The organism is Bradyrhizobium sp. Kon37, from assembly GCF_055807535.1.
Window position 1 is genome coordinate 55,288 of the sequence record NZ_JBVVOY010000031.1, and the last position, 12,759, is coordinate 68,046.

Annotated in this window: 8 protein-coding genes; 4 read left to right on the plus strand and 4 right to left on the minus strand. The window is 65.1% G+C overall.

Annotated elements, in window-relative coordinates:
* Window position 1 precedes the first annotated feature (1 nt).
* Both AC0L3J_RS33455 and AC0L3J_RS33460 read left to right on the plus strand, forming a co-directional pair.
* Window positions 2-2,725 (plus strand): DUF4118 domain-containing protein, encoded by a 2,724-nt coding sequence (locus AC0L3J_RS33455; protein WP_473349908.1) that lies wholly within the window; start codon window positions 2-4, stop codon window positions 2,723-2,725.
* Window positions 2,722-3,411: a response regulator gene (locus tag AC0L3J_RS33460; RefSeq protein ID WP_473349909.1), complete on the plus strand. Its 690-nt coding sequence runs from the start codon at window positions 2,722-2,724 to the stop codon at window positions 3,409-3,411. Before AC0L3J_RS33455 ends, AC0L3J_RS33460 begins: the two co-directional genes overlap by 4 nt.
* Before the next feature lie 222 nt (window positions 3,412-3,633).
* On the opposite strand, the gene ku is transcribed toward AC0L3J_RS33460, so the two are convergent.
* Complete coding sequence (gene ku, locus AC0L3J_RS33465; protein ID WP_446479965.1) at window positions 3,634-4,518, minus strand: non-homologous end joining protein Ku; 885 nt, start codon at window positions 4,516-4,518, stop codon at window positions 3,634-3,636.
* Window positions 4,519-4,636: 118 nt separating this feature from the next.
* Between ku and ligD the strand changes: the two genes are divergently transcribed.
* The gene (gene ligD / locus AC0L3J_RS33470) at window positions 4,637-7,327 is read left to right on the plus strand and encodes a DNA ligase D (RefSeq protein ID WP_473349910.1); all 2,691 of its coding nucleotides are present in this window, start codon (window positions 4,637-4,639) and stop codon (window positions 7,325-7,327) included.
* A 108-nt stretch (window positions 7,328-7,435) separates the two neighbouring features.
* On the opposite strand, the gene AC0L3J_RS33475 is transcribed toward ligD, so the two are convergent.
* Window positions 7,436-7,600 carry a DUF3309 family protein gene (locus tag AC0L3J_RS33475; protein WP_007595743.1) on the minus strand — a complete coding sequence of 55 codons (165 nt, stop codon included), beginning with the start codon at window positions 7,598-7,600 and terminating at the stop codon, window positions 7,436-7,438.
* A 185-nt stretch (window positions 7,601-7,785) separates the two neighbouring features.
* Here AC0L3J_RS33475 and AC0L3J_RS33480 point away from each other — a divergent pair, with 185 nt between their 5' ends.
* Window positions 7,786-8,103: a polyhydroxyalkanoic acid system family protein gene (locus tag AC0L3J_RS33480; RefSeq protein ID WP_473349911.1), complete on the plus strand. Its 318-nt coding sequence runs from the start codon at window positions 7,786-7,788 to the stop codon at window positions 8,101-8,103.
* 3 nt (window positions 8,104-8,106) lie between these two features.
* Here AC0L3J_RS33480 and treY read toward each other — a convergent pair whose 3' ends face one another.
* Both treY and treZ read right to left on the minus strand, forming a co-directional pair.
* Window positions 8,107-10,893, minus strand: a complete 2,787-nt coding sequence (treY, locus tag AC0L3J_RS33485; protein WP_473349912.1) for a malto-oligosyltrehalose synthase — start codon at window positions 10,891-10,893, stop codon at window positions 8,107-8,109.
* A gap of 1 nt (window position 10,894) precedes the next feature.
* A complete protein-coding gene (treZ, locus tag AC0L3J_RS33490) occupies window positions 10,895-12,649 on the minus strand; it encodes a malto-oligosyltrehalose trehalohydrolase (protein ID WP_473349913.1) in 1,755 nt (584 codons plus the stop codon).
* Window positions 12,650-12,759 lie beyond the last annotated feature (110 nt).

The window sequence follows — 12,759 nt, forward strand, 5'->3', positions numbered from 1 at the left end:
GATGGTCCGAGAGCGCCGCGATCCCGAACAACGTCCTTCGCCCGAGGCGCTGCTGGAGGCCGCGCGCCGGGAGGAGGGCGTGAGCGGCAAGCTGAAAATCTTCGTCGGCGCCGCTCCCGGCGTCGGCAAGACCTACGAGATACTGCAAAGCGCCCACGCCAAGCGCAAGGCCGGCATCGACGTCGTGGTCGGCTTCGTCGAGACCCATGGCCGCGCCGAGACCGAGGCGCTGGTGCGCGGGCTGGAAGTGATCCCGCGCAAGAAGCTCGACTACCGCGGCCAGATTGTCGAGGAAATGGATCTCGACGCCGTGATCGCGCGCCGGCCGAAAATCGCGCTGGTCGACGAGCTAGCCCACACGAATGCCGCCGGTAGCCGCCATCCGAAACGCTATCTCGATGTCGAGGAGCTGCTGTCCCACGGCATCGACGTCTACACCGCCGTCAATATCCAGCACATCGAGAGCCTGAACGACGTCGTCGCGCAGATCACCCATGTGCGGGTGCGGGAGACCGTGCCGGATTCGGTGTTCGACCGCGCAGACGCCATCGAGCTGATCGACCTCACGCCCGACGACCTGATCCAGCGCCTGAAGGAAGGCAAGGTCTATGTCCCCAGGCAGGCCGAGCGGGCGCTGGAGCATTATTTCTCGCCGGGCAACCTGACCGCGCTGCGCGAACTCGCGCTGCGGCGCACGGCCGAACGGGTCGACGAGCAGCTGCTCAGCCACATGCAGGCGAACGCGATCGCCGGTCCCTGGGCCGCAGGCGAGCGCATCCTCGTCTGCGTCAGCGAAGATCCGCGCGCGGCCAGCCTCGTGCGTTACACCAAGCGGCTGGCCGACCGGCTGCACGCGCCGTTTATCGCGGTGTCGATCGAGACGCGGCGGTCCCTGCAAATGTCCGATGAGGAGCGCGACCGGCTGGCCGATACGCTGCGGCTCGCAGAATCCCTCGGCGGTGAGGCGCTGACGATCCCGGGCGTCGGCCGCCGCCTCGCCGACGACGTCGTCAACTTCGCGCAGGGCAACAACGTCACCCAGATCGTGATCGGAAAGTCGACGCGCTCGCTCTGGTTCGAGATGACGCGTGGTTCCGTCGTGCACGATCTGGTGCGCCGCGCCGGCAATATCAGCGTGCACGTCATCCCTGGCGACGAACTCACGGGCGAGCCGGCGCCGAAGACGGCAGTGCAGACCGCAACGCGATCGGACCCGTTCGATGCGCGGCCCTATCTGAAGGCGCTCGGGATCACCGCGCTTGGCCTCGCTGCCGCCGTGGCGATCAAGCCGTATTTCGGCATTGAGAACGTCGACCTGATGTTTCTGACCGCCGTGGTGACGGTTGCCGTGCGCTACGGATTGTGGCCGTCGTTGCTTGCGAGCGTCGCGGCGTCGCTCGCCTACAATTTCTTCTTCCTGCCGCCGGTCTATACCTTCACCATCACCGATCCGACCAATGTCGCGGCGTTCTTTTTCTTCATGCTGATTGCGTTCGTGGTGTCGAATGTGGCGGGGAGGGTCCGCACCCAGGCTGATGCTGCGATCGGCCGCATCCGGACCACCGAGCAGCTCTATGCTTTCAGCCGCAAGCTCGCCGGTACAGGCACGCTCGACGACGTGCTGTGGGCGACCGCCTATCAGATCGCGCTGATGCTGAAAGTCCGCGTGGTGCTGCTGCTGCCGGACGAAGGTCTACTCACGGTGAAGTCGGGCTATCCGCCCGAGGACGATCTCGATCAGGCCGACCTTGCCGCCGCCAACTGGGCCTGGAGCAATGACCGGCCTGCAGGCCGCGGCTCGGATACGCTGCCGGGTGCAAAACGGCTGTTCCTGCCGATGCGCACCGGGCGCGGCCCGATCGGCGTCATCGGCATCGACAACGACCGCACCGGCCCGCTGCTGACGCCGGACCAGCGCCGGCTGCTCGACGCCCTGGTCGACCAGGGCGCTCTGGCGATCGAGCGCGTGCTGCTGGTCGAGGACGTCGATCGCGTCAAGCGCTCCGTCGAATCCGAGCGGCTGCGTTCCGCATTGCTGACCTCGATTTCACACGACCTGAAGACGCCGCTCGCATCCGTGCTGGGTGCGGCCTCGACCATGCGCGATCTCGCCAGCGCGCTCTCCGACACCGAGAAGCGCGACCTGCTCGCGACCGTGATCGACGAATCCGAACGCCTCAACCGCTTCATTGCCAATCTGCTCGACATGACCAAGCTCGAATCCGGCGCCATCGTGCCCAACACGGCGTTGCACGATCTCGGAGAAATCGTCGGCAGTGCGCTCCGGCGTGCAGCCAAGATCCTCACCGCCCACAAGGTGGAGCTGGAGTTGGCCGCGGACCTTCCGATGCTCCAGCTCGATGCGGTGCTGTTCGAGCAGGTGCTGTTCAATCTGCTCGACAACGCCGCCAAATATTCGCAGCCCCACGCCACGGTTTCTATCCGCAGCCGGCGCGACAGCGATCATGTGGTGCTCCAGATTGCCGACGAGGGCGATGGCATTCCGTCCGAGGAGCTCGAGAGCGTGTTCGACAAGTTTTATCGCGTGCAGAAGGGCGACCATGTTCGTCCCGGCACCGGGCTGGGGCTCGCCATCTCCCGCGGCTTCGTCGAGGCGATGCGTGGCACGATCTCGGCCGCGAATCGCAGCGACCGGAGCGGCGCGGTTCTGACCATTCGTCTACCCATTCCGGCCCGGACGCACGCATTGGATACCGCCGCATGAGCGCTGCCCCGATCAAGGTGCTGGTCATCGACGACGAGCCGCCGATCCGAAAGTTGCTGCGGATGGGGCTCTCGACGCAAGGCTACGAGATACTGGAGGCGTCGAACGGCAAGACTGCGCTGGAGAAGCTCGGCGAGGGTCCCGCGCTGATCATCCTCGATCTCGGCCTGCCCGACATCCAGGGTCATGAGTTGTTGCGTACCATCCGCGCCCGCAATGAAGCTGTGCCGATCGTGGTGCTGTCGAGCCGTGGCGACGAGGCCGGCAAGGTGGAGGCGCTCGATCTCGGTGCCGACGATTACCTGACAAAGCCGTTCGGCATGGACGAGCTGCTGGCGCGCCTCCGCGCCGCGCTGCGGCACCAGCTTCAGATCCAGGGCGAACGCCCGGTGTTTCGTGCCGGCGATCTCTCGGTCGATCTGGTGCGTCGGATCGTCAAGGTCGGCGAGCGCGACGTCAAACTGTCGCCGAAGGAATATGACCTCCTGCGCGTGCTGGTGCAGCACGCCGGCAAGGTGCTGACCCATCGCTTCCTGCTAAGGGAGCTCTGGGATGAGTTGACCGACGCGCAATATCTGCGCGTCTATGTCCGCCAGCTCCGGCAGAAGATCGAAGCCGATCCGGAGCGCCCGCAATATGTGCTGACGGAAACGGGGATCGGCTATCGGCTGAAGGCGGGGGATTAGGCTGACCACGTGCGACGATCCGTCATGGCCGGGCTTGTCCCGGCCGTCCACGTCCTGACGCCGCATTGAGAACGTGGATGCCCGGGACAAGCCCGGGCATGACGACCGAATGGCGGCGCAAGCCTGCATCAACATCGTCATTGCGAGCGCAGCGAAGCAATCCAGACTGCCTCCGCGGAAACATACTGGATTGCTTCGCTGCGCTCGCAATGACGGATTAAGTCAACCCGCCTTCCTCTGTCGCGCTGTCGACCGGTGCGTCTTCTTCGCGGCGCGCGTTCGCCCCGATGCCCGGCGCGCATGGGACTTCGCCGCCGTCTTCTTCCCGCCGCGCCCCTTCAAGCTCTGCTTCAGCGCATCCATCAGGCTGACCACATTGCTCGGCTTCTCCTCGGGCTCCGGCAGTTCGATCGTCTTGCCGCTGGCCTTGCGCTTCACCAGGGCCTTCAGCGCGTTCTCGTAGTCGTCCTTGAACTTGCTGGGATCGAAATGCGAGGCCTTGGTCTGGAGGATATGGCCGGCGAGCTCAACCATGTCCTTGGTGATCTTCGGGCTCTTGATGTCGTCGAAGAACTGGTCTTCGTCGCGCAGTTCGTAGGGGAAGCGCAGCGTGGTGCCGAGCAGGCCCTTGCCGAGCGGCTCGATCGCGATGATGTGCTCGCGATTGGTGAGCACGATCTTGGCGAGCGCGACGCGATCCTGGTCCTTCATGGCGTCGCGGATCACGGCAAAAGCATCGACCGCGGCCTTGCCGTCCGGCGCGATATAGTAGGGATGGTTGAGATAGCGCTGGTCGATCTCGTCGCTCGGCACAAAACTCTCGATGTCGATGGTGTGGTTGCTCTCGATCTGGACGGCTTCGAGCTCCTCCGGCTCGATCTCGACATATTTGCCCTTGCGCAGCTCGTAGCCGCGGCCCTTCTGGTCGCTCTCGACGACGTCGCCGGTCTCGGCGTCGATCATCTGCTGCTTCAATCGGTTGCCGGTCTCGCGGTTGATCATGTGAAACCGCGTCTTCTCGGCCGCGGTGGTCGCCGGATAAAGCACAACGGGGCAACTGACCAGCGAGAGCTTCAACGTTCCCTTCCAATAGGCGCGCGGTGCCATTCCGTTCTCCAGCGTCTGCGAGTCATTTTGGAACCCCAACCGTCCCGCGGGGTTTTGGTTCCGGGTGGGATGCGGGCCGTGATAGGCTTCCACGCCGAAAGAGAATCCGGGACCAGTCGTGCTGCAAAAGCTCTCCAAGTATCGACAGAAACGTGATTTCGAGAAAACGCCCGAGCCATCGGGCAAGACCGCGGTGGCGCCATCGAAGCAGCGGCGCTTCGTGATCCAGAAGCATGACGCTTCGCGGCTGCACTACGATCTGCGGCTCGAGTTCGACGGCGTCTTCAAGTCCTGGGCGGTGACGAAAGGGCCCTCGCTCGATCCACACGACAAGCGGCTGGCCGTCGAGGTCGAGGACCATCCGCTCGACTATGGCGACTTCGAGGGCACGATTCCAGAGGGCCAGTACGGCGGCGGCACGGTCATGCTGTGGGATCGCGGCACCTGGGAATCCGAAGACCCCGAACGCGGTTTCAAGAAGGGCGATCTGAAATTCACCCTGCATGGCGAGAAGCTGCACGGCAGCTGGGTCCTGGTGCGCATGCGCAACGACCGCACCGGCGGCAAACGGACCAATTGGCTCCTGATCAAGCACCGCGACGAATATGTCCGCGAGGGCGCAGACAACGACATCCTCGAGGAGGACAAGTCGGTCGCCTCCGGCCGCGCGATGGAGCAGATCGCCGGAGGCAAGGGGCGCGCGCCAAAACCGTTCATGCTGGCGAAGGGCACCAGGGCCAAGGCCGACGCGGTCTGGCAGTCCAACCGGGCGGACGAGGCGAAAGAACGCACGGTCACGCCGACACCCCGCGCGGCGTTGAAAACCGGAAAAACGGCAAAGAAGAAAGCTACGACCGCCACGAGCGCGAAGAAGGCGGCGGAGATGCCGGATTTCGTGGCGCCGCAGCTCTGCACCTCGGTCGAGCGCCCGCCGGGCGGCGACGGCTGGTGCCACGAGATCAAGTTCGACGGCTACCGCGTGCAGCTGCGGGTCGAGGGCGGCAAGGCGACGTTGAAGACGCGCAAAGGCCTCGACTGGACCGAAAAATTCGCAAGCATCGCGAAGGAAGCGGGCGCGTTGCCGGATATGATGATCGACGGCGAGATCGTCGCGCTCGACCACAACGGCGCACCGAACTTTTCGTCGCTCCAGGCCGCGCTGTCGGACGGCAAGACCGACGAGCTCATCTTCTTCGCCTTCGACCTCCTGTTCGTCGAAGGCCTCGATTTGCGGCGGCTACCGCTCGGCGAGCGCAAGGCGCGGTTGAAGGAGCTGCTGGAGGCGCGCAAGCGCAAATCGAGCCAGATCCGCTATGTCGAGCATTTCGAAAGCGGCGGCGACGCCGTGCTGCAATCGGCCTGCAAGCTCGAGCTCGAGGGGGTGGTGTCGAAGAAGCTGGACGCGCCGTATCGTTCGGGGCGGACGGAAAGCTGGACCAAGGCCAAATGCCGCGCCGGCCATGAGGTCGTGATCGGCGGCTACAAGACCACCAACGGCAAATTCCGCTCGCTGATGGCCGGCGTGCACCGCGGCGATCATCTCGCCTTCGTCGGCATGGTCGGCACGGGCTTCGGCGCCGACAAGGTCAAGCGCATCATGCCGTCCCTGAAGGCCATGGAGGCGAAGCAAAGCCCCTTCGGCGGCAAGAATGCACCGAAGAAAGGGCGCGAGGTGCACTGGCTGAAGCCGGAGCTCGTGGCGGAGATCGAGTTCGCCGGCTTCACCGCCGACGGCAATATCCGCCAGGCCGCCTTCAAGGGGCTGCGGCAGGACAAGCCGGCGGAGGAGGTCGAGGCCGAGACACCGGTCGATACCGAGCTTGCTGAGCCCTCGACGAAGCGGCGCGCCAGGCCGCGCGCGCAAGCGAAGACTGGCGCACGATCGGCCCAGGCTGGCGGCAGTGCCGAAGTGATGGGAGTCGTCATCTCCAAGCCGGACAAGGAGCTCTGGCCGGACGACGGCAATGGCGATCCCGTCACCAAGCTGGATCTCGCGCGCTATCTCGAAGCCATCGGCGAATGGATGATCGTGCACCTCAAGGGCCGCCCGTGCTCGCTGATCCGCGCGCCCGACGGCATCAAGGGCGAATGCTTCTTCCAACGCCACGCCATGCAGGGCACGTCGAACCTGCTGGAGCTCGCGCGGGTCTCCGGCGACCGCAAGCCTTACCTGCAGATCGATCGCATCGAGGGGCTCGCGGCCGTAGCACAGATCGGCGGCGTCGAGCTGCATCCCTGGAATTGCGCGCCCTACGCCTACGACACCCCGGGCCGGCTGGTGTTCGATCTCGACCCGGCGCCCGACGTCGTCTTCGCCGAGGTCGTCGAGGCCGCCAAGGAGATGCGGCAGCGGCTGTCCGAGATCGGCATGGAAAGCTTCTGCAAGACCACCGGCGGCAAGGGCCTGCACGTCGTGGTGCCCTTGCGTCATGGCGCGCGCGATCAGGTGAGCTGGAAGGAGGCGAAGGCCTTCGCACAAGGCGTTTGCCAATGGATGGCGGACGACGATCCGGAGCGCTATCTGCTCAACATGTCGAAGAAGCTGCGAACGGGAAAGATCTTCCTGGACTATTTGCGCAACGACCGCATGTCGACGGCGGTGGCCCCTCTGTCGCCGCGCGCGCGCGCCGGCGCCACCGTGTCGATGCCGCTCACCTGGGCGCAGGTGAAGACCGATCTCGATCCGAAGCGGTATACGTTGCGGACGGTGCCGGCGCTGCTGCCGCGGTCAAAGGCGTGGGATGGTTATGACGATGCGGCCGTGTCGATCAAGGCGGCGATCAAGAAGCTCGCGACGAAAAAGAAGTAGGGTGGGTTAGCGAAGCGTAACCCACCACTTCTGTTGACGCGGAAAGAAAAGAGGTGGGTTACGCCTCGCGGCTAACCCACCCTACCGAACTAGATCTTCGCTCGGTCGCTAGATCCGTCCCAGCAGCAACAGGATCAGCAGGATCACGATGACGAGCCCGAGACCGCCGCCGCCGTAATAGCCGGTGCCGTAGAACGGGCCGCCGCCGATGCCGCTGAAGCCGCCGAGCAGCGCGATGACCAAAATGATCAGAATGATCGTACCGATAGACATGCCAAATCTCCTCCGGCCCTTCGTTTGAAGGGTCTCTTGCAACCTGTCCCGTGGTGCGAGGGCAACTTGCCGCAGGTTTTAAAGTTCCGCCAATGAAACACCGGTTGCACGCTCCACTTGCATGGAACCTTTATGGTACCGGCGGGCATGATTATGTGAGGTTCAATCACTAACCGGGCAGAGCCATGTCAGCACCACTTGTCGTCTCCATTCCCCACCGCCTCGGCCGCGAGGAGGCGGTGCGCCGGCTCAAGACCGGGCTCGGCCGTGCGGCCGCCAGCATTCCCGTGATGCAGGTCGAGGAGGAGCGCTGGAGCGGCGACAGCATGAATTTCCGCATCCGCGCGCTGGGGCAGATTGCGAGCGGCCAGGTCGATGTCACCGACGACCATGTCAAGGTGCAGGTGGTGCTGCCCTGGCTATTGCAGCGCTTTGCGGAGATGGCGCAGGCCACGATCCGCAAGCGCGGCCAGCTGCTGTTGGGCAAAGACGCGAAAAGTTAGCGTTCAAGCGCGGGCGCGCTGTCGCACCGGCTTCGCCGCACCCGCGGGGCGCGCCGGGATCACAGAAGCGGGAAAACCGCGAAGCGCCTGCGCGAGCGGCAGATCGTTGCCGGCGAAACCCGGCACGCTATAGCCCGTGACGTCGATGGTGGCGTCGGCCTCATCGAGCGCCGGCCATTCGCGTCCTGCTTGCGTGAAGGGTGCGAAGTGGCGCCCGACCGCGACGATCGCAGCAGTGCGGCCGTGGCGACGGGCAAAGGCCACGACATGGTCGGCATGTGCGCCCCGCACCTGAAGCGGCTGGTAGTCACCTCGCGCGAAGACGTCGGACAACTCGTTGCGCAGCTTGAGCAGGTGCCGCGTCCAGGCCAGCTTGAGCTGGCCGTCCGGCCAACTCTTGATCAGATGATTCCAATCCGGGTTGTCCAGCGTGCCCAGCGCCGCGTGTCGTGCGGAAAAATCCACCGGGCGGCGGTTGTCGGGATCGACCAGCGAGAGGTCCCAGAATTCGGTGCCCTGGTAGAAGTCGGGCACGCCCGGCAGTGTCGCCTTGAGCGTGAGCTGGCTCAGCCCGTTCAGCGCGCCGAGCAGCGCGACGCGACGAGCCAGGGTTTGCAGCGCCTCCAGGAATTCGCCTGACAGTGCGGGATCGAGGATCTTCTCGATGAAGCTCTTGACGCCGTTCTCATAGGCCTCGTGCGGGTTGAGCCAGCTGGTCTCCTCCTTGCCCTCGCGCGCGGCCTTGAGCGCATAGGCCTGGATACGCGCGACGAAACCGGCGTCGGCCGTCTCCACAAGCGGCCAGGCGCCGAGCAGGGTCTGGTAGAGCATGTATTCGAACGTGGCCGACGGGGCGCGCAGATTGCCGTCGAGCGCGAGGTGCGGGGCGTTGAGGACTTTCCAGCGTGCCACGGCGCTGGTCCATTCGCCGGGAATTTCACTCAAGGCCGCGATCCGCGCCCGGGCGTCCTCGCCACGTTTGGTGTCGTGCGTGGCGGTCGCCGTCATCCCTTGCGGCCATTCCCTGGCGCGGGCCTGCATGGTCTCGTGGAAAGCGGGAATGGTGAGCCCCTTGCTCGCGGGGTCGCCGCCGACCTCGTTCAGGGCGAGCAGCCGGTGGAATTGATAGAAGGCGGTGTCCTCCAGCGACTTCGCCATCATCGGCCCGGTGAATTGCTGCACCTTCAGCGCAAAGCGGCGCACCCGCGGGGCGCTGTGCGGGGGACGACCGGGCTTGAGCAAATCCATGGTAAGCGCGTCGCGCAGGAAGTCGAAAATGCCTTCGTCCGCGGCGAACCATTCCCGGCGCGCTTGCTCGATGGTGTCGTCGATCAGCTTGCGATCGTTCGCCGTCGGCGCGCCTGTCGTCAGATAGGTGCGGTACACCGGGAAATGCAGCACGTAGAGCTCGAGCGCCTGCCGCAGGCTGTCGGCCGAAAAGTCGCGGGTCGAGTAGTGCCCGTTGGCGATGCGCGCAAGCAGGCGCGTCAGAACCGTGAATTCGCTGGTCAGCAGCGTCTCCAGCACGCGCCTTTTGGCGTCCTTGACATAAGGCGCGAGCCTCGGCGGCCGATTGCTGATCTGGCGCCAGGTCTCGTCCAGGGCCTCCAGCCCTTTGGGGTCGACCAGAACGTGAGTGATGGCATTCATCCACTCATAGCCGGTGGTGCCCTGGACGCCGGCGAAATGCGGCAGGCGCTCGTGCTCGCACAGGATTTTCTCGATCACCGTATAGAACGGCTTTGTGGTGCCCTGCGCGTCGCGCACCAGCCGGCGCAGCCGCTGACAATATTGCGCGGGATCGCGCAGCCCGTCGATATGATCGAGCCGGATGCCTTGCAGTTTGCCGTCGGCAATGAGTTGCTTCACCAGCCGGTGCGTGGCGGCGAACGTGCCGGGATCCTCGACGCGCATGCCGGCGAGCCCGTTGACGTCGAAGAAGCGACGATAATTGATGTCGCTGGAGGCAAGCCGCCAGTGCCCCAGCTTGTAGTGCTGGCGCTCCAGCAAATGATGCAGTGCCAGCGTCTGCGCGGGACGGTCCTTGGCGGCGCGATAGGCGCCGAGGCCGCGCGCGATGATATCGGCGCCGCCTGCGATCTCTTTGAGCTCCGCCTTGAAGCCGGGCGCTTCCTTGCGGTTGGGACGGCGCAGTCCCGTGTAGCGGGCCGCAAGCGACAGCAGGCGCTTGCCGGCCTCGGTCCCGGCGGCGTCGGCGTCCTTCACGATCATCCGCAGCATCTCGCCATAGCGCTCCGGCGCGATCGGCAATCGATGCTCGAAATACCAGGCGGAGAAACTACCTTCGGCCGGATCGTAGCGCAGCTCGATATCGCCGCTCTCGAGCGCTTCGCCATAGGACGCTCCGAGGATCGGCAGCAGCACGCCGCCACGGGCGCGGAAAGCCAGTTGATCCCAATCGATATCGAAGGAGACGGCGTGCGGCGAGGCCTGGCCCCATTCCAGCACGTCCAGCCACCAGGGATTGTCGGCAAAGTGGACGCCGACATGGTTCGGTACGAAGTCGATGATGAGGCCGAGGTCGTTTTGCGTCAGCGCCTCGCTCAACCGCGCGAAGCCGGCCTCGCCGCCGAGCTCCGGATTGAACTGGCTGTGATCGACGGTGTCATAGCCGTGGGTCGAGCCCTTGCGGGCCTTCATCACCGGCGAGGTGTAGAGATGCGTGATCCCCAGCGCCTTCAGATAGGGCACCACCGCGGCGGCTTTGTCGAAGTCGAAATCCGCGGTGAGCTGAAGCCGGTAGGTCGCGAGAGGAATGCCAGAAGGCATGTCACCCTCCGAGGCGCCAGACCACCGACCAGGGCGTAAGCCGGTCGCTGCCTGCGCCGCCCCAGATCGGGGTCCCCACGCCGCTGTCGGGGTATGCGATGTCCTTGCCGGAGAGATTGGCCACGAGGCGCAACGTCGCGCCATCTCCCATGTTCCAATGCGCGGTGAGCAGGCCGCTATCGGCCGCGGCGGCGTCACCGAAGCGCGCGCCTTTCAGTCGTGGCGCGATCTCCTTGTGGCGGAGAGCCAGCAGCTCCCGCACCAGCGCGAGACGTGCATCCTGCTCCGGCGTGCGGCCGGTCCAGTCGAGCACGGCCGATTGCAGCGTTGCCGGATCGAGCGGGTCGGGCACCTCGTCGCCGTACGTCTCATAGGCCCAGGCGTATTCCTGCCTGCGCCCCTTGCGGACGGCATCAGCCAGTCCGCCCTGGAAGTCGCAGAAGAACGGGAAGGGCACGGTGGAGCCCCACTCCTCGCCCTGAAACAGCATCGGGACCATCGGCGCGAGCAGGGTCACCGCGAGTGCTGCTTCAATCTGCTTCGGCGATGCCAGGCTTTCGAGCCGGTCACCGAGCGGCCGGTTGCCGATCTGGTCGTGGTTCTGCAGGAAGTTGACGAAGGTTGCCGGCGGCAGCTCGCCGCTGTTCTCGCCGCGCGGCTTCTTGCCCCAGAATTCAGAGATCTCGCCCTGATAGACGAAGCCGGAGGCGAGCGCGCGTGCGAGATCGAGCCGCGGCGTTTGATAGTCCGCGTAATAGCCGGCGAGCTCGCCCGTCAGCATCACGTGCCAGACGTGGTGGTAGTCGTCGTTCCACTGTCCGCGATATTTTCCGTTCGGGGGCTCCTGCGCGGCGTCCAGCAGGCTCGCGCGGTTGTCGCCGTTCTCCAGCACGAGATGGATATGCCGCCCCGTCGCCCTGGCAAGCTCGCCCGCGGCGACGCTGAGGTCTTGCAGCATCGCTTGCTCGCCGGGGATCGCCATGATGTGGTTGGCGGCATCAAGCCTGAGGCCGTCGAAGCGATAGTCGCTGAGCCACGATAGCGCGTTTTCGACGGCAAAAGCGCGAACCTGTGGCACGCGATAATCGATCGCACTGCCCCATGGCGTGTGCGCGTCGGTGAAGAAGGCCGGTGCGTAGCGGCCGAGGTAGTTACCCTCGGGGCCGAAATGATTGTAGACGACGTCGAGGAACATCATCAGCCCGCGCAGATGGGCTTCGTCGATCAGCGTCTTCAATTCATCGGGATGACCATAGGCGCTGTCGGGCGCGTACCACAGCACGCCGTCATAACCCCAGCCGCGACGACCGGCGAAGTCAGCCAACGGCATCAGCTCGACCGCGGTGATGCCGGTCGCGACGAGATGATCGAGCTTGTCGATCATGGCACGATAGGTGCCTTCCGCGGTGAAGGTGCCGACATGCGTCTCGATCAGCACCGTCTCTTCCCAGGGACGGCCGCGCCAATCGGATGCGCGCCAGGCGAAGCCGTCGTGATCGATCACCTCGCTCGGGCCGAACACGTCGTCGGGCTGGAATGCAGACGCCGGATCAGGCACGTCGATCTCGTCGTCGATCCTGAATTTGTAGTTGCTGCCGACGGGCAGATTGGCAATCTCGGCGACATACCAGCCATCCTGCCGGCGCTGCATCGCGTGCCGTCTGTCGAGCAGGAGATCGACACGGCGCGCGGCCGGCGCCCACAGCCGGAACGATACGCCGTCCTTCGTCGGCCTCGCCCCGAAGGATGGCCTCATAGCGCCCCCGCGAAAGCGAGCACGGAGCGCGGCGGCGCCTTGCTGTCGCTCCCGGGCTGGAAGTCGATCGTGTTCAGCTTGGCGTCGGTCGTGTTCAGGATTTGCTGCCA